The sequence below is a fragment of the Moraxella tetraodonis genome (assembly GCF_022359095.1).
Taxonomy (GTDB): domain Bacteria; phylum Pseudomonadota; class Gammaproteobacteria; order Pseudomonadales; family Moraxellaceae; genus Faucicola; species Faucicola tetraodonis.
The window spans coordinates 378,845-397,420 of the sequence record NZ_JACSYB010000001.1 but is presented as its reverse complement, the minus strand read 5'-3'; the positions used below and the strand labels follow the sequence as shown (position 1 = coordinate 397,420).

Annotated in this window: 17 protein-coding genes; 10 read left to right on the top strand and 7 right to left on the bottom strand. The window is 44.2% G+C overall.

The genetic code is table 11. From position 1 onward, the window contains the following. Nucleotides 1-792 precede the first annotated feature (792 nt). Together H9W84_RS01785 and H9W84_RS01780 are read left to right on the top strand one after the other, a co-directional pair. The gene (locus H9W84_RS01785) at nt 793-3,198 is read left to right on the top strand and encodes a sensor histidine kinase (protein WP_239741449.1); all 2,406 of its coding nucleotides are present in this window, start codon (nt 793-795) and stop codon (nt 3,196-3,198) included. A 139-nt stretch (nt 3,199-3,337) separates the two neighbouring features. Further along, nucleotides 3,338-4,267, top strand: a complete 930-nt coding sequence (locus tag H9W84_RS01780; protein WP_239741448.1) for a response regulator — start codon at nt 3,338-3,340, stop codon at nt 4,265-4,267. Between the two features lie 124 nt (nt 4,268-4,391). Here H9W84_RS01780 and glyA read toward each other — a convergent pair whose 3' ends face one another. The 3 genes from glyA to H9W84_RS01765 form a co-directional block, all read right to left on the bottom strand. After that, the gene (glyA, locus tag H9W84_RS01775) at nt 4,392-5,651 is read right to left on the bottom strand and encodes a serine hydroxymethyltransferase (protein ID WP_239741447.1); all 1,260 of its coding nucleotides are present in this window, start codon (nt 5,649-5,651) and stop codon (nt 4,392-4,394) included. Nucleotides 5,652-5,978: 327 nt separating this feature from the next. Continuing rightward, complete coding sequence (locus tag H9W84_RS01770; RefSeq protein WP_239741446.1) at nt 5,979-6,584, bottom strand: chorismate--pyruvate lyase family protein; 606 nt, start codon at nt 6,582-6,584, stop codon at nt 5,979-5,981. Then, nucleotides 6,584-7,810, bottom strand: a complete 1,227-nt coding sequence (locus tag H9W84_RS01765; RefSeq protein ID WP_239741445.1) for a GNAT family N-acetyltransferase — start codon at nt 7,808-7,810, stop codon at nt 6,584-6,586. Before H9W84_RS01765 ends, H9W84_RS01770 begins: the two co-directional genes overlap by 1 nt. A gap of 251 nt (nt 7,811-8,061) precedes the next feature. On the opposite strand from H9W84_RS01765, the gene H9W84_RS01760 reads away from it, so the two are divergent. From H9W84_RS01760 to H9W84_RS01750, 3 genes are all read left to right on the top strand, one after another. Continuing rightward, a complete protein-coding gene (locus H9W84_RS01760; protein WP_188874683.1) occupies nt 8,062-8,769 on the top strand; it encodes a pseudouridine synthase in 708 nt (235 codons plus the stop codon). A 10-nt stretch (nt 8,770-8,779) separates the two neighbouring features. Further along, nucleotides 8,780-9,487, top strand: coding sequence for a DUF1345 domain-containing protein (locus H9W84_RS01755; protein ID WP_239741444.1), 708 nt, complete (start codon nt 8,780-8,782; stop codon nt 9,485-9,487). Nucleotides 9,488-9,671: 184 nt separating this feature from the next. Further along, on the top strand, nt 9,672-10,172 hold the full coding sequence (locus H9W84_RS01750) for a YfbM family protein (protein ID WP_007115418.1): 501 nt from the start codon (nt 9,672-9,674) through the stop codon (nt 10,170-10,172). 119 nt (nt 10,173-10,291) lie between these two features. Here the strand turns inward: H9W84_RS01750 and H9W84_RS01745 are convergent, their stop codons facing one another. Continuing rightward, the gene (locus tag H9W84_RS01745) at nt 10,292-10,942 is read right to left on the bottom strand and encodes an OmpA family protein (protein WP_239741443.1); all 651 of its coding nucleotides are present in this window, start codon (nt 10,940-10,942) and stop codon (nt 10,292-10,294) included. A 568-nt stretch (nt 10,943-11,510) separates the two neighbouring features. Between H9W84_RS01745 and H9W84_RS01740 the strand changes: the two genes are divergently transcribed. From H9W84_RS01740 to minE, 5 genes are all read left to right on the top strand, one after another. Beyond that, the gene (locus H9W84_RS01740; protein WP_007115416.1) at nt 11,511-12,479 is read left to right on the top strand and encodes an acyltransferase; all 969 of its coding nucleotides are present in this window, start codon (nt 11,511-11,513) and stop codon (nt 12,477-12,479) included. Nucleotides 12,480-12,627: 148 nt separating this feature from the next. After that, on the top strand, nt 12,628-13,689 hold the full coding sequence (locus tag H9W84_RS01735; protein ID WP_239741442.1) for a hypothetical protein: 1,062 nt from the start codon (nt 12,628-12,630) through the stop codon (nt 13,687-13,689). 181 nt (nt 13,690-13,870) lie between these two features. Then, the gene (gene minC, locus H9W84_RS01730; RefSeq protein ID WP_239741441.1) at nt 13,871-14,878 is read left to right on the top strand and encodes a septum site-determining protein MinC; all 1,008 of its coding nucleotides are present in this window, start codon (nt 13,871-13,873) and stop codon (nt 14,876-14,878) included. Between the two features lie 257 nt (nt 14,879-15,135). Next, a complete protein-coding gene (minD, locus tag H9W84_RS01725; protein WP_036592750.1) occupies nt 15,136-15,948 on the top strand; it encodes a septum site-determining protein MinD in 813 nt (270 codons plus the stop codon). Nucleotides 15,949-15,951: 3 nt separating this feature from the next. Continuing rightward, nucleotides 15,952-16,227, top strand: a complete 276-nt coding sequence (gene minE / locus H9W84_RS01720; protein ID WP_007115412.1) for a cell division topological specificity factor MinE — start codon at nt 15,952-15,954, stop codon at nt 16,225-16,227. An 88-nt stretch (nt 16,228-16,315) separates the two neighbouring features. Here the strand turns inward: minE and H9W84_RS01715 are convergent, their stop codons facing one another. The 3 genes from H9W84_RS01715 to H9W84_RS01705 all read right to left on the bottom strand — a co-directional run bounded on the left by H9W84_RS01715 (nt 16,316) and on the right by H9W84_RS01705 (nt 18,548). Further along, entirely contained in the window at nt 16,316-16,873 is a 558-nt protein-coding gene (locus H9W84_RS01715) for a cytochrome b (protein ID WP_062332532.1), read from the bottom strand. A gap of 104 nt (nt 16,874-16,977) precedes the next feature. Then, nucleotides 16,978-17,541 carry a hypothetical protein gene (locus H9W84_RS01710; protein WP_239741440.1) on the bottom strand — a complete coding sequence of 188 codons (564 nt, stop codon included), beginning with the start codon at nt 17,539-17,541 and terminating at the stop codon, nt 16,978-16,980. Nucleotides 17,542-17,597: 56 nt separating this feature from the next. Then, a complete protein-coding gene (locus tag H9W84_RS01705; RefSeq protein ID WP_239741439.1) occupies nt 17,598-18,548 on the bottom strand; it encodes a chemotaxis protein CheB in 951 nt (316 codons plus the stop codon). Nucleotides 18,549-18,576: the final 28 nt, after the last annotated feature.

Here is an 18,576-nt window from a genome sequence, read left to right as displayed (position 1 = left end):
TCTTACCAAAACTAGTCAGTCGGTGAATTGGCGCTAGAGGGGGCATTAATATCGGTCTATATGGCACACCTGGGCAGGAACGCTTTAGCTTTATTTGGCCGATGTTATCGCAAAGCGATGGGCATTTTTAAAACCGTTACGCTAGTAAATATTTGGATACAAATATGAATGATTAGTTGTTTCAAATGGACAGCCGTATTAAGCCCAGTGAGCCATTTATTGTGCTATCTAATAAAGGATTGCACGAATTAATCCATACCATAAGTGGCTATGAATAAAGCAGCTAATCGTTTGACAGAGCACGATAAAGCATCTCATTAATGTAGCGTTAGTTTACACGGTAACCATTCACCATTAACTATTAGCCATGGAAAAGCGCTCAACAGTATTCAGGGCTTTTTTCATGTCCATCCTATCACACCATCCTATCACACCATCCTATCACACAATGAATTCGTAACATTTTTCTGCATTTCATCCGACTTTTTATACAACTTAAGTTTAATAATTTAGCAAAATGTGATTTAAAAATTGCTATGGATTGCCCCATTACCTTTCATCGGTATAATTCATCATTTTGTCATATAACCTGACTACACTACCGTCACCGACGGACGATGGTGCAATCGATTTTCTCAACAGGATAACGCAATTTGAGAAATTGAGATAAACCATCGTTTTTATTTTGCGTTAACGGCGGCTTTAAGAGTTTGTAAGCTTTTTTACTTGGGCTAAGCGATGCAACGGGTCATTTAATTAGCCAATCAATTTGCCAACAGATAAGTGACAATGATGAATTTTTCCAACCTTACCACACGCTTGTTATGCGTATTATTGCTGGTTTTTTTGGTGTTTTTGGCGATGGTGTATTGGATCATTGACCAGCAAGCCAAGCCTGAAGTCGCCAAACTGACCTCTCAGACTATCATTGAAACTGGCAATGAGGCGGTGAATGGTATTTTGTCGCGTGTGAGTCAAATTGATGGCATGGCAGTGACAGCGAGCCGTATGACCGGCAGTTTGCCCAAGAATGCCGATATCATCAACACCAGTGTTGGCAATTTAATGGCAAATATGGATAAAGGCATTGTCGGTGGCGGTGTGTGGTATGATCCTCTGATGTACAAACCTAACGTCGATGAAGCCGCGTTTGTTTGGCAACGCGATATGCAGGGTGTCATGCAATCTGCCAGCCAATATCAAGCCATCAATCCTGGCTATCAAGCACCAAGCAAACTTACCGCAAATCGGGTAGCCGACCAAAAAACCCAACCACAGCTTGCCATGCCCTATTACCGTGATTGGTGGTATGTGCCCGCCGTATATGCCAATCATGACCACTGTGTGTGGAGCCGTGCTTATATTCACCCGACCACCAAACAGCCCGTCATGACCTGTGCCAAGGCGATTTTTAATGCCCAAAACAATGGCTTTGAAGGTGTGGTGAGTTTTGATGTGCTGCTCGGGCGTATGCAGTCGATGGTCAAAGAATGGCAACGCAAAACAGGCGGTTATGTGTTTTTGGTCGATATGAACAACAACTTTTTGACCTTCCCCAATGAAGCCCAAGTCAAACAAGTGACTGCTACTAACCCGCAAGGCGAAATGATTGACGTTAATAGTTTTGCCAAGAAAAACCCTGATTTTGCCCCCATTGCCAAAAGCTTAGACAACATCAATGACAACATCATCAAACAAGCGCAAAAACTAGATGGTGGTAAATTTGATTTTACGACCAATACGCTAGTGAGTAGTACCAACCTACAAAAAATTTCTCCCTCAGAGGCACGCATCATTTCAGCCATGCTAATGACCCAAAACGCGCAAAATGAAAATCTCAATGCCACCCATTTTGTCGAACAAGTCAGCTTAGACAACGATTTATTGCTCAAAACCCCCTCCACAGCGTTTATTTTTGCCATGCCAATGACCAACTGGAAAATGGTCATAGTCAAACCCAATCAAGAACTGATGTTATTTGCCAATCAACTAGGTAAACAGCTGCAATGGTATATGCTATTGGGTTTCTTACCGGTACTGCTATTAAGTGGTTATATTTTCCACCGTATTTTGGCGGTACCGCTGCACCAAGTCGCTCGTAACGTCCGTGAAATCGGTCAGTTGATTGCACAAAAAAAATATCTGTCACTGCGTGAGCACAAATTGCCACCGGCAAACATTCAAGAAATTGGCGTGATTACTGACTCGATGAACCAGCTGGTTGATCGGGTGGTCGAGAACGAAGGCGCATTAGCAAAAGTCAATGAACGCTTAGAGCAGCAAGTGGTGGAGCGTACCGAAAACTTACACCAAGCGTTAAAAGATTTAAAAGCCTCTCAAGTGCAGTTGGTACAATCAGAGAAAATGGCAACCATCGGTCAAATGGTCGCAGGTGTTGCCCATGAAGTGAACACGCCATTGGGCTATGTGGGTAGTAACTTAGAGTTGATTGATGAAAATATCGTACGTTATGACGAATTGATTGACCATACCCAGCAGCTCAAACAACTGATGCAAGCGTCGCCGACTGATACAGCAACCATCAACCAAACCATTGAACAAACCATTGCTTGCAGTGATGAATTGGTCGCCGATGCGGTGAGTGATGATTTGCATGGATTGGTGGATGATGCCAAATTTGGGGTAAGCCAAATCTCAGAATTGGTCGTCAATTTACGTGATTTTTCTCGCATCGACCAAGCCAAAATCAAAGCCGTCGATATCAACGACTGTATCAAAAACTCCCTAGTCATTGCCCGTAACAATATCAAGCATTTAGAGGTGATAACTGAGTTAACTGCTATCGAACCGGTTAGTTGTAACCCATCCCAGATTAACCAAGTGCTGCTAAATCTATTTAATAACGCGGCACAAGCGATGGGGCAAACTCAGCACCCCACATTACACATTACTAGCACAGAAGACGGCGCTAATGTGTATATCAGCGTGGCGGACAACGGTACTGGGATGAGCGCTGAGACCCAAGCCAAGATTTTTGAACCATTTTTTACCACCAAAGCGGCAGGCGAAGGTACGGGACTGGGTCTTGCCATTTCGACCCAAATCATGGAACAGCATAACGGCGATATTCATGTGCAATCACAACTTGGCGAAGGCACGACATTTACCATTAGATTGCCCAAAACAGCGATTAGCAGCGAGCAATCACCCAAGCTTTTAATCGCAGAAGAAAGCTAATACTAATGCTAATGTTAGATAACCAATAACCGATGGCTGACAGGCAATCTGCTCAGCCATACACGAGCCACACTTGATTGTGGTCAACCTTAATTGTAGTCAACCTTGATTTTAGTCAACATACCTAAGTGACATGACCATGATAACGACTGTAACCAAACCCAAAATCGCCTTTATCGATGATGAAGACCGCATTCTACGCAGCCTAAAAATGCATTTTCGCGCCACCCATGATGTGTTTACCACTACCGAGCCCGATGAGCTACTAAGCTATGTACATAATAACGAGGTCCAAGTGGTGATTAGCGACCAACGCATGCCAAAAAAACTGGGTGTCGAAGTACTAAAAGAGGTCAAAGACGTATCACCCCATACTATCCGCATCTTATTGACCGGCTATGCAGACTTAACTGCGGTAATTGATTCCATCAACGAAGGGGAGATTTTTCGCTATATCACCAAACCTTGGCAGACGGATGAACTTAAAAGTATCGTCAATCAAGCCACCCAAATCGCGCTGCAAACCAAAGATGTATTCAAAGAAAATCTGCATGTCGCTCAGCCAACCATCGCCAAACGCAAAGTGTTGGTGATCGATGACAGTGAAATGGTATATTTACAGATGCAGCAAAAATTCACCCAGTTTGAAACTCACTGGGCAAATTCATTAGAAAAAGCGATTGAGCTACTAGAAAACGACCGTTTTGGCGTGGCAATCACCGATGTGTCCTTGGGTGGCGAGAATATTTCACCCGTAATCTATGCATTAAAACAAAGCTTTCCAGATTTAGCGGTATTGGTACTCACCTCACTCAACGATAGCCACACCTTAATCGACTTGATCAATAAAGGGCAAGTCTATCGCTACCTGCCGCGTCCCAGTAATTTGTTGTTACTCGAAATCAGTATTCAGCGCGCTTATGATTATCACCAGACCTTAGTCAATCAACCAAAATTACAAGCGCGACATGTCGTTGATGCCGTAACCGAAGTTGAAACGCGTAGTTTTGGTAATAAAGTCAAAAAATTCTTATCACGCTTTGGTATTGGTAAATCGCGCTTTGCCTAGCTTAAAATCTAGTGGGTAAGATAACAGGTTCAAAGCGTCGCATTTGAGCCGTCTCAATCCATGAATGCTAGCCATAAAAAAACCACCCAAATTCAAGACTTAGGCGGTTTTTAATAGCCGATGATTAAGCTGTTTGCTCGTACACTGGGTGTTTGGCGCAAATTGCTTGGACTTTTTCACGCACTTCGCCGATAACGTTTTCATCACCGCGGCTATCGAGCACATCACAAATCCAGCCAGCCAATTCTCTTACTTCCGCTTCACCAAACCCACGGGTAGTGACTGCGGGCGTACCAATACGCACCCCAGACGTTACAAACGGTGATTTAGGGTCATTTGGTACCGCGTTTTTGTTGACGGTGATGTGGGCATCGCCCAACCATTTATCCGCTTCTTTACCGGTGATTTCTTGTTTGATTAAGCTAATCAGCATTAAGTGATTTTCTGTGCCGCCTGAGACGATGTCATAACCACGAGACATGATGACGTCTGCCATGGCTTTGGCATTTTTAACCACTTGTTGTTGGTAGGCTTTGAAATCTTCGCTTAACGCTTCTTTAAAACACACAGCTTTACCCGCAATCGCGTGCATCAATGGACCACCTTGGTTGCCAGGGAACACGGCAGAGTTGAGTTTTTTCTCAATCTCTGGGTTGGCTTTTGCCAAGATTAAGCCGGAACGTGGACCGCGTAGGGTTTTGTGGGTGGTGGTGGTAGTAACGTCAGCGATTTGCACAGGGCTTGGATAAACACCTGCGGCAACCAGTCCGGCTACGTGTGCCATGTCGACCATCAAGTATGCGCCAACGCTGTCTGCGATGTCACGGAATTTTTGCCAATCAACCACTTGGCTATAAGCAGAAAAACCCGCGATAATCATTTTGGGTTGGTGTTCTTTGGCTAGGCGTTCGACTTCATCATAGTCGATGAGGCCCGTTTCTTTGTTTAAGCCATATTGTACAGCTTTATAGTTGATACCAGAAAAGTTCACATGCGCACCATGCGTCAAGTGACCGCCATCGGCAAGGCTCATGCCAAGTACCGTGTCACCCGCTTTTAATAAGGCTAAAAATACCGCGCTGTTGGCTTGGCTACCGGCGTGTGGCTGTACGTTAGCATAATCCGCCCCAAATAGCGCTTTGGCACGGTCAATCGCTAATTGCTCAACCACGTCAACATACTCACAGCCACCGTAATAACGTTTGCCTGGATAGCCTTCAGCGTATTTATTGGTCAATTGGCTACCTTGCGCTTCCATCACCGCTGGTGAACAGTAGTTTTCTGAAGCAATCAGTTCAATATGGTCTTCTTGACGTTTGGCTTCATTGTCCATCGCTTGGGCAAGTTCAGCGTCAAACTGGTGAATAGTGACATTTTTAAACATGGCAATTTCCTTTTAAGTGAGTCAAAAAATGGGCGGATAAAACCGAAAATATGGCTTAGTTTAGCATGGTTTGGTTGTTTGGGTTAGCATAATCCACAGGTTTGGCTGAATTTGTCTCATCATTCGCCTGCGATTTTTGAGGTTATTTATCAAGCATTGGGCTAACCAAAGCGGCTCAAAAAATCATTCGATACTGCGATTAACACGATATTAAAAAGTCACCGTAAAAAAGACAGCCGCTGCGACTGTCGATTTTTGCTTGGCTGTGTTTATTTTGCTATATTTTTTAGCGATGTTTATTTGGCTATTTTTTTTGGCTGGGTAAAGTTAGCGCACAGCAACCAATGGTTTTTGTACCCAGCCTTCGCCTTTATCACTACTGACATAAATCATACCGCTTTCTTCTTCACCCATAAGGCTATGTTCAAATGCCGGTAAAAAAGTCTCACTAATCAAAAAATGCCTGCCCTGCCACTGGTAAAGGGTGGTGCGTCGCCAGCCTTGCGCTGTCACATCAATCCAGCGATTGGTCATTGTGGCGCCATGCCGACGAAACAGTATATAGCCAATCGGTGTTGTGCCCAAATTCGCCAGTTTTCGCGCATTACCAATAAGGCTAGCAAACGGAAATACTGACCGCGCCACCACCCACGCATCTTGATTAGGCTTGCCAAATAATAAGGCTTCGCGCACCCATGCCGATTGGTTCACCCCAAGCGGTAACTGCAGTTGGCGCTTTTCGCTCAGGGACAAGGTTTGCCGCCCTTCAAACGTCGGCTGTACGATGAGTTTATGCTGAGATAAGGCTTCAAATTTGGCAGTGAGCGACCCTGTTGACGTCAGCCAAGGGATGAGTTTCGGCGGTATCTGCTGTTTATGTGCCGCACTCAAATGCGCGAAAGCTAAGTTTAGGTTTAGACCAACATTTATCATTATTTTTTCAAAAACTCATTATCAGGTATTGTGCCGCGCGCGGCAACATCACCAAAAAATTGGCTTTTATAGATGTCATTAAAAGGTAGTGCGGTCATCGCATCGGCTTGGTACGCCAATATAGCGTGCTGTTCGTCTTGGCAAAACTGGGCAATCGCAGGGGCAAACACCTTGTCGTAGACACGGTGTAGCGAATGAGTCAACACCGGATAAAAGCCGCGAATCAACTTGTGCTCCCCTTGGGTACCAGGGTCAAAGTAGTGAAGGCCATGCTTGATAGCAAACTCAATGCCTTGGTAATAACACAGTTCAAAATGTAAACAATCATACTCTTCTAGGCAGCCCCAATAGCGACCATATAGCGTCTCGTGATTAAAGAAGAACAAACTACAAGCCAAGATATCACCGTGCGCGTTATGCGCTTGAGCGAGCATCAACTTGTCTGCCATAGTCTGCCCAAGCTGCTTAAAAAATGCTAAATTCAAATACGGCTGCCGCCCTCTGACCAGATAGGTCATGGCATAGCATTGATAAAAAACTGCCCAATCCGCCTCGGTGATATCGTCACCGAGTTTAACCTGACAGCTTAAATTTTGTTTGAGCACCTTTTGGCGTTCCACCTTGATTGATTTGCGTTTTTTGGCAGTTAATGTTGCCAAAAACTCATCAAAATTGGCGAATTTTTTATCCTGTAGATTGCGATTTTGCCATAAAAACTGACAGCTTAGCCGCTCGCAAAGATTGGGCATATTGTGCAAGGCTTGGACATCTTTTGGGGAGAAAAACAGTCCGTGCCAAGTGGATGCTTGATAGCGACTTGCCAATTCATCAATCGCTTGTAGTAAGGTCTGATACAGTGGCGCGGTTAATGACTTACCTTGTGCCACCCAAATCCGCTCGCCGGTGACGGGTGTAAAAGGCACGCTTGTCACCAATCTTGGATAATAATTTCTACCATAGCGCTCAAAGGCTTCTGCCCAGCTAAAATCAAACACATATTCGCCTTGGTGATGCTTTTTGATAAACACAGGCATCACGGCAATCAGTTGAGCACTGTCATCGACAATCTGCGCATACTGCACCCACCAATCGCTGCGCCCACCAATCAGCTTTGCATCTATGAGCGCTTGCCAAAAATCAAAGTGCATAAAGGGCGTATCAGGCGTCTGCCACTGTGTCTGTGAGCGCCAGTCAAACTCGCTGGTAAATTGATAGTGATAGGACATATGTTAGTATTATTGTAGTTGTATGAAGGGATTATTATACCTTGTTTTTAGCCAAAAATACGGGCTTATCCTTTTGCACAATTTGGCACAATTTTGCAAAATATGTATGGCGTTGGGCGGTGTGGTTTATAACGGTGACTTTGTTGCAATAACCAAATTGCAATAGCCAAGATTAGCGTTTACACTGAACAACTTAGCAGCCAACTGCTCGATGTGTTTTAAGCTTTTTCACTCACTTGTCATCCTCTACCATGCCGACACTGATTTTATTTAACAAACCTTATGGCGTACTCAGCCAATTTCGCAGCGATGACAATAACAATTTTGCGACGCTCAGCGATTATTTTAGCGATAAAAGCCTACGCGTGGCGGGGCGATTAGATGCCACTTCCGAAGGATTGCTACTGCTAACCGCTGATGGGCAGGTTAATAAAGCCTTGACCCATCCACCCAAAGCCAATGCAGGCAAACAACAAGGCAAAACCTACTGGATACAGGTGGAAGGCGATGCAAGCGATGCCCAGTTACAACAACTACAAACAGGGGTGCCACTCAAAGACGGTATCACCTTACCTGCCGAAGTTGTAAGACTAAGCGAAGCACAAATTGCCGAGCATATTTGGCAAGCGCCTGACAAGATTGCCAAACGCAAAGTCACCACGTGGCTCGCCATTACTATTTTTGAAGGTAAAAATCGTCAAGTACGTCGCATGGCTGCCCATGTGGGGCTGCCCTGTTTGCGGCTGATTCGCATGGCATCGAGTGGCTTTAGCTTGGGAAATTTAGAGGTTGGCGCATCCACACAAATACCGCTATCACCTGCCGATTTAAAGCGACTGGGTGTCCAACCTTTATCCGCGGCAACGACAACGCCACAATCGCGCAAAAAACCTCGCCTGTTAACGCCTAAATCGCCACAATCAAAGCACCCCACAAGCCGACGACGTAGGCAGCCATAAGGAAACAGCCATGATTGGTTACATCTATCGTTTTTTTCAAAGCCGCCCTCGTCTACTGTTAGGATTTGCCACGATGTTGGTGGTGTATTTTGGACTATCAGCGCTAGTTGGTCTATTACCCAAAGATTGGACGTTGGCGGTAGCCTACGATAAATTAAAGTTTGTGACGCAATTTTTGCTGGCTTGGAATATCGGGCTTTGGGTGTATTTACTGGCTATTTTTCGGATGATGTATAAAGCCGATCAAAATGCAATTTTGGATAAAGCCCATGCTGAAGACGAAGGCACGGTGTTAATGCTGATTTTGGTTTTTGTCACAGCCATTGTCAGTATGCTCGCGATTGTCGTAGAGTTGGGCGCGAGCAAGGACGCCAAAGGCGCTTTGATGCTGTTTCATATCGCGCTCACCGCCATGACGATTTTGACGGCCTGGCTGTTTATTCATACCATGTTTGCTATTCATTACACCCACGAGTATTTCTTGCTTAAAGAAGAAAAAAACGCAGAAATGCTAGATTTTCCTAACGATGATGACCCTGCCTACTGGGATTTTTTATATTTTTCCTACATCATTGGTACATCTGGTCAAACAGCGGATGTCGCCTTCAACACCCAGCAAAGTCGGATCATCGGTACCATCCATTGTGTGTTATCATTTTTCTTTAATACCGCAATTTTAGCCTCATTAATCAATATGTCAGCGGGTCTAATGGGTTAAAGTTAAATAAGTCTGCTAAATAAATCAGTCCAATAAGTCAGCTAAATGAGTCGGTCAATTCAAGTGAATACATCGTCAAAATCGCTTGCTGTATGAGGTATACTATCCTCGTTTTAACATAAAGTGATAGGACTGTCATATCCCACTACGCTAATATCTCGCTACTTTATAACTAGGAAATTGTATGATCGCACAATATTTGATGGTCGATAACGCCCTGCTCGAGCAACTGCAAAATGCCACTGATACAGCGCGAACGGCGTTACTTGAAAGTATGAGTGAGCAGCCTCAAGCGCAATTGGTAGATTTGGGCAAACTGTGGGACATTATCCATTTTGTGTTAACCAAACACAGTGCCACCCAACCTGTACCTGATGAGCCTGTTAGTGAGTTTGTGGTGGGTGTGGAAACCTTTAGTGACAGTGAAGACGCCGATTTCATTGCTTTTACCCCGTGGGCACATATTGTCGAAATCGTCGATGCACTAGAACAAATTAACTTTAAAAAACGCTTAGAAAAAGTCTCGATGAAGTCACTACGTGAGCAGGCTATTTTTCCACCCAATATTTGGCAAGACAAAAAGGAAAACTTGGATAAAGAATTACTGGCTTCGTATGATGAGTTATTGGCGTTTTATAATGACGCCTTAGACAATGGCAATAATATTGTGGTGAGTATTTTATAACGCCGATATAGTCCTTTTTTCATTTTTTGAACCAAAAAAGCACCTTATAAAAGGTGCTTTTTTTATCAATTCGCGGATGAAAATATCAGCTAGCTTGACTTGATTAGTTAACTGACTGATTAGTTAACTGACTGGGGTGCAAGAATAGTCATCTCTACACGGCGGTTTGGTTCATAGCTTGAGCCAAATTGTGTTGTCGCACCGCGACCAATAGCGCTGATACGGTTACCAGAGATGCCACGATTGACTAAGTAATTAGCGACTGCTGATGCACGGCGTTGTGATAACGCTTGGTTTCTATTTGCATCACCTTCCACTGAGGCGTAACCATTTACTTGAATGTTAGTTTGGTTATAGTCACGTAGTGTGGTAGCTACTTTGTCTAACGTATTATAGAAGTTAGGTAGAATAGTAGAATCACCAACGCGGAAAGTTATCGCTTCTGGGATAGACAAGTTAATGTTATTAGTCACTGGGTCACGCGTTACCGTCACGCCAGAACCTGCGGTTTCTGCACGAAGTTTTGCTTCTTGTTGCTGCATGTAGTAACCCACGCCTGCACCTAGTACACCACCGATTGCCGCATCACGACCGGTTTTTTCACCGCCCGTTGCCTTTGAGACACCCGCACCTGCGGCTGCCCCTAATAGACCCCCCATAAGCGCTTTATTGTCGGTAATGCCTGTTGTTGTCGTACCAGTTGGCGTTGTTGCACAACCTGTTAAGATAACACCTGATGCTAAAGTAGCTGCTAATAATTTAGTACGCATGAGTAATCTCCTTTGAATTCCTCTAGTTATAATTACTTAGTTATAATTACTTAGTTATAATTGTCACGCACCAACTTGTTGTTTTTATCTCATTTGCCAGATAAACCTGACAACACTCAGTTGCTTTGTGATTGAGCTCATTATGCAATAAACTTTTTCTTTATATGTAATGATTTGTCTTAAGGATGTTGTAAGATGGCATAATTTGTTACAAAATATTTTCAAGTATTCATTATCTATATTATTTATTTTTATATATTAAATGCTTCGTGATTTTGATGAAAACTGTGCTGGATAGTCAATCTATTATCCATAGCTTATTCAATAACTTGTTAATTTTTAAAAAAATTTTTTGACAATTAACTTTACTGGGGTGTATAGCACAGCACCAATAAACCTGCAAGATTTGTGCTTGCCAGTGTATAAAAATTTATTAGTGAACATTTTTGACGTTTGCTAAACTAACACTTATTTTTACAATTAACGAAGCCAAATTAATGAAGCCAAGTATTTTTTCTTATGTCTCATTCAAATAAGCTTTTTTGAATAAGCTTTGTGGGAGCCAAATATGACAAATAACAATAAACCATCATTGCTCAAAAACACGTTCAACAAACTGCGTAAAACATCATTACCTTTGGCGCAAAACGCCAGCTTAGCGGTGGCGGCAGGCACCATTACCGGCAATTCAGTGCTGTTTAGTCTACCGCTTTGGGCGATGGGCGCGGTAAAAACATTAACGGGTCATACATTGGCAGATAAATCCGTGTTAAAAATAGCCAATCACTGGATCAATACCAACAATCGTTTGATTGACAACATCCTGCCCGATATTGATTTTCGCGTCAACCTGCCTGATGACTTATCGGTCGATGGCAAATATATTTTGCTGAGTAATCACCAATCTTGGGTCGATACCACTGTCATTCAATATATCAGTGAAAACCGACTGCCATTAACGCGATTTTTTGCCAAATACGAGCTACTGTATATCCCAATTGTGGGACAAGCGTTTTATTTTTTAGACTTTCCGATGATGAAACGCTACTCGAAGGCAGCGATTGCTAAAAATCCAGCGCTAGAAGACCGCGATATCATCGAAGCCAAACGCGCTTGTCAAAACTTACTCGACAAGCCTTTTACCTTACTTAACTTTATCGAAGGCACGCGGTTTACCCAAAAAAAACATGACTTGCAACAATCACCGTATCAACATTTGCTAAAACCCAAAGCGGGCGGCATTGCGCTTGCATTGGGTGCGTTAGGTGACGATTTAGACGCGGTGCTTGACATGACGATTGTGTATCCTGACGGTATTCCTACCTATCAGGATTTGTGGCAAGGTAATATCAAACGCATCGGGGTGGATATTCAAAAAATTGCATTGCCAGATGATTTGCTACAGCGGCTCATGGATGGCAAATACCAGCAGGATGAGCAAACCAAAATAGATATGTACCGTTGGCTTGATGATGTGTGGCAGCAAAAAGATCAACGTATCCAAGCCATGCTCGATGATTTTACCCGTCATCCCTAGCAACACATTATTAGCGACACATGACTAATGACATATCACTAGTGACACTGCTAGTTAAAATCTCAGGTGAGTCATGCAAGGTATGACTTACCTGCCTTGTCCTCATTCACATTTTTTGCGGTATTGACCCCATTTTGAGCACTTTTTTATGCCAACTGCTAATTTAGACCCAAAATCCAGCCCAACGCCAAGCTCGAATATTAGCCAACCGCTCGCTGCTCACCCTGCCAAACCCAGTCGTTGGCAGTTAGCCTACGATACCATCATGATGATTGCCATTGTGTTGGACTTGCTGCTCATGGGGTTTGACGCTTTGATGCTAAGTAGCTTTATGGCAAAAATAGCAAGTTGGATGGGGTTTGTTGACAGTATCATCAGTTATCAGCAAGGATGGCACGAGCCGCTCAAAGTGGCAGGGGGTCTGTTTACCATCTTTTTGGTAGCAGAGCTTGTGGTTCGCTGGTTGATTGCCATCGCCCAAAAACGCTATTACCGCTGGTTTTTCTTTCCATTCGTGCATTGGTATGAAGTGTTGGGCTGTGCACCGCAGCTGCGCGCATTGCGACTGCTGCGCGTTGGCGTGATTGGCTATCGGCTGCACGAACTTGGCTACAAAGTTTTGCCCGCCAGTTGGCTTGCCACGATCAAATTTTATTACCAAATGATTATGGAAGAGATTTCTGATCGGGTGATTTTAACTGCGATTGACAATATCCGCACCGAAATAAGCAACACCGATGGGCATTTGGTCAAAAACATCATCGACAAGCATCGGGATGACATCCAAAAGGTCATTGTCGATGTGCTGCAGCAAGAGGCCACACCGTTATTACAATCCACGCCCGCCAATCCTGCCATCTTTGCCAAACCTTTGGCAGAACAAGTGGGCATTGCCATTCAGCAAGCGCTGACCGATACGCCCGAGCTGCACCGCATATTACGCTTGATACCGATTGCAGGTAGTCTGATAGAAAACCAAATGCACAGCATCGGGCAACACATTGGGGAAAATCTGACATTAAGCTTGACCACCAACCTTACCAAGCCGCAAACGCTCACGCTGATGTATGAAGAAATCGCCAAAAGCTTGGTGCAAATTGACGTCACTAGCCCTGCGCTAGAAAAATTAATTAGCGATATTATTGATGATAGTTTGACATCACTTGCCAACCAAGTTCGCATTCAACAATGGAAGCACCAAATACGCTGATTGCATCCACGAGTTTGGCTGGGATCTAGCGGCTGTGCAACGCTTTTTTTATCGCCCTATTACGGCTTTGGTTGCCAAACAATAAATAGCGCGGTGAATGGTTGTTGTTTTAAATAATACTTGCTAATATGCGGTATGAATCGATTTTGATGTATAAAAAGTTATTATAAAAAGGTTTTTCATGACACAGCCCGCTGCCCTTGACTTGACCCAAGATAGTTCATCACAAAACTTACAAAACCTACCTAACCTATCAGAGCAGGGTTCACCGCAAAGTCAGCAGCCAGCCAACCTATTACCTACCGACCCTGTAGCCACTAGCGTGAAACTCACTGGCAGGCTACTGAACTTTACCCGCCTAAATATTGAAGGCAATGATATCAAAGTAATTTTGACAAAAATTGCACAAAAGCTAGGTCGTCAACGCCAGTCCAACTTACCGGTGATTGTCAGCTGTCAACAGCCATTAAATTTAGCCCAGCTTTGGGGCGGCTTATGGGTGCTAGGGTTACAGCCGATTGGGTTAGTCACAGGCGCCAATGACACCCAAGCCAATGCGCTTCGCATTGCCATTTTTCCAGCGGATGGGCAGCGCATTGACGGCAAAGCACCAAAAAACGTGGCGATGGGTAGTGAGCAAAAATCAAACAGCACAGCCAATACGCCATCCTCTCAACACGTTGCGCAGTCCCCTACCCAATCACTCACATCCGACAGTCAATTGACTGAACGACCCACCAATGCTGCTACTCTCCACCAAACCGCCAATGATATGGTAACCAATAATACCGCAAGTAATGATACTGCAGCTGCACCTGAAAAATTTGTCGCCTTACCGCATCACCAATCACAGCTTGAAGGCGATTTGGTGCATAGTCAAATTTTGCGCTCAGGTCAAAGTATCAATCATGTAGGCGGTGACGTGATTTTGACCAAAGGCATCAATGCCGGCGCGGAAGCGATTACCGATTATAGCCTACACGTGTATGGAAAAGCCGAAGGGCGATTGGTCGCAGGGGCGACGGGCGACACCAACGCTAAAATATTCTGTTTACGTTTTAACCCGTCACTGGTGTCAGTTGCGGGCACTTATTGCCTAAAAGAAAATATTCCCATTGAGTATTTGGATAAAGCGGTACAAGTCAGCTACCTTGATGGTCAAGGGTTGGTCTTTGAATTGATGGAATAACAATCACCTAAACAACCACTTATACCATAATCTATGCAAAAATCGCCAATCTCTCGATTAACTTCGAAAAGTTTTTTATGCTAAACTAGTCCAATTAACCAAATTTGGGCTAACTAAAATTTAAGCCTTAACTTTTAACGATTTACGTTAATTTATATCCATATTTTTCAAACCAGTTTAGCGTGAATGTGTGTATGGCTTGATGATTAACCAATACAGCCTCACTGACACCGTGCTATGAATAGGAGTATGCCAAAGTGGCAAAAATCGTTGTTGTAACTTCAGGAAAAGGCGGGGTAGGCAAAACCACCACTAGCGCCTCTTTCGCTACAGGTCTAGCCCTTCGCGGCTTTAAAACTGTAGTGATTGACTTTGACGTGGGTCTTAGAAATCTTGACCTCATTATGGGCTGCGAAAACCGTATCGTGTATGACTTTGTTGATGTTATCTCAGGGAACGCGCGCCTGTCACAAGCTTTGGTAAAAGACAAACAGCTCAATAATTTGTTTATCTTACCTGCCAGCCAAACCCGCGACAAAGACGCCTTGACAGATGAAGGAGTCGCCGAAGTCATTAATGAGTTAGCCAAACAATTTGACTACATCGTGTGTGACTCGCCCGCTGGTATCGAGCGCGGTGCCCAGCTAGCTATGTACCATGCCGATGAAGCCATCATCGTGACCAACCCAGAAATCTCGTCGGTGCGTGACTCAGACCGTATCATCGGTATTTTGCAAAGCCGTACTAAAAAAGTTGAAGAAGGTACAGGCGTGGTACGTGAGCACTTGGTCATCAACCGCTACAACGCTGAGCGTGCTGAGCGCGGCGAGATGATGGATATCAACAGCATCTCTAATGATATCCTAAAAGTGCCGCTACTTGGCGTGATTCCTGAAAGCAATAGCGTACTTGAGGCATCAAACCAAGGTGTGCCTGTGGTGCTAGATCAAAATTCAAAAGCCGGTCAAACTTATGATGACATGGTCGCTCGTTTCTTGGGGGAAGAACGTCCCTATCGCCATATCGAGGTGAAGAAGAAAAGTTTCCTACAACGCTGGTTTGGGGGTTAGGCTATGGGATTTTGGAGTAATTTATTTGGCGGTGAGCAAAAGTCAAACAGTGCCAATACTGCCGCAGAGCGCCTAAAGGTCATCGTTGCTAGCGAAAACCGCTTGCACAATCGGTTAACCCCAGAGCGTATCGAAAAAATGAAACGTGAGATTTTGGCAGTGGTCAATACCTACGTGTCAGGTGTCAACATTGATGACGTCAATATTCAACATCACAATGAAGCAAACATGGAAGTGCTGGAGATGAATATCAGCTTGCCTGATAGTACACGCCAATAATTCATGTTGCGCTTAATCTAGGCTGCATTTAAAAAATTGTGACTAAAAAGCCCATGATGACATGGGCTTTTTTATACTATGGGCTGACTTAGCGCATACGGCGAATTAAATGGTCTTTTTGGATAAATTGGTGATACAGCGCGCCGATGATGTGCAAGGCCGTGAACACCAGCAGCAACGTCCACAACAGATTTTTATGAATTTTTTCTAACGTGCCTGACAAATCACTGTTTTCACTGACAAAGGCTGGGATATCAAACAGCCCAAACATACTCACCCCTTCCCCATCAAACATAACAGAAAACCAGCCCGCCAAAGGCATGGCAAGTAAAATCAAGTACAGTGCCAAATGCGTTAAATGCGATAGTTTATTTTGCCATTTTGGCATCGGCACATCGGCAGGTGCTTTGGTGACAAAACGATTGATAATCCGACCTACTGTCCAAAATAACACACTGAGTCCAAACGCTTTATGCAAATCAAAATAGGTAAAGTCAGTTGCATCTTCATTAAGCTCAATCATTGCCCAAGTCGCAATCAACAATACCACACTAATCCAATGGAAAATACGTGACGATAGCGACCATTTGTTGATACCGTGTGGGGCAATCGGCTGTGGCGCTTCATTTGCAGGAAATAATGCCATAATGGATTTTACCTTATCATGATTTGTTTTGGGTTATTCTAGCAATGTTTGGGCAAAATAAAAGTAACAGACTGTTGGCAAAATAGCACAAAGGCGGACTGCGTCTAACTATCTAAATCCACCAAGAAATGCGAGAGCTTGTCCAAATCTGGCACCACACATAGCTCACCTGCCAACATGACTGGCTGAAAAATATAAGCGTGCTGTAAGCTGTAGTCTGCCAAATTCGGTGCGCGTGAGCTCTCGACGACCTCATCATCTGGCGCGTTTAAGGCGGCTAATAAGTCAGGGTAGTGAGTCGCTAATTCAGCTTGGTAAGTGGCGTCATCAGCGTCTTTGAGATCGGCAATACGCACAGAATGGAAAGTCACTTCGCCATGAATCTGCAAGGCAATCCGATGGATATCGGTGACGCTTTCTAACACCACCAAGTGGGTGGGCTTATCATCTTTTGGCAACAAGTGATACACCGGCACTTCTTGACCGCGCCAAATATAATTCCAAATGCGCTCATCATAGTTATCAATGCTCAAAATCAAAGCTTGCGGCACAATCCAGTCAGGCGAACTGCTAGAAGGAATTCGAGCAATGGTTAATTGACCTGTGGTGATACTTAGGACGCCTACATCCTCATCTTGCTTAAAATAACGGTTTAAATCGTTTGCCATAGCCTGCTCATTTACTGATTAATAAGAAATTTAGGGATCGCTGCTAGCCTGCCGTATTAGCCACACAAGGCGATTAGCTGCTGAGCTAACTGCTTAGGGGTGCCAACAAAAGTGACTTGGTTGCTTTCAATCATGCTTTGTGGCTGGCTCGCGCAGGTGCTACTGTCAGGGGATTGCGCCCAAATAATACTGCCATTTTTTTTGACCGTCGCTGCCGCATCACTACCATCATCGCCCATACCAGAGAACACGATAGTGATTAAATTATTGCCAAACGCTTCGCTACAATTACGCATGACCTCACTGATTGGCGGTTTGTAACTGCCTTGCCAAGGTTTACGCTGCAAAATTACCCGTCCATTGGAATCACACACCACGCTGTGTTCAATCGGTAAAATCAAACAACGTCCTGTCAATAATTGCTGGGTATTGGTCACTATGTCACAGCGCCACTCATTGTGACGATTTAAAATTCTTGGCAAGGTGTTTAGCGTATTTTGGTTAAAGTGCTGCGCTAGTAACAGCGCCACTGGTAAATCTTCGGGCAAATTATCTAAAAATTCCTTAATGGCGAGCGGTCCGCCCATCGAGGCTGCGAGCAACACCACATATTTCCAGGGTTTGATTTCGCTCTTGGCAGCATCATAGGGCTCTAACAAATCGCTACGTTCTAGCATGTTGGCAATTTTTCGCTTGAGTTGGCGTTGCCATTTGGCATATAGCAGACTTTCATTGATATAAGGCGCAGTGACAAAGCCCAGCAGCACAACCTTAGTCAAATTGACATTCTGTTGTTTTTCAACATTTTGAATGACTGCGTAATCGTCTGGGGTATCGATTAGCCACACATCAACTTTTTGCTGAAAATGTTTTTCGAACAGCTGTGATGCTGCCAAGCATGCCACGATTTCAAATCCCCAAGAACGAATGGTATCGCTAAAGGCGAGCCGTTGCTGATTTTCCTCAGCAACGATAAAAAATCGCAGCGGTGGGTACTTTGACAGCATGAATGATTGTATCCTTTACCTGGCCAGT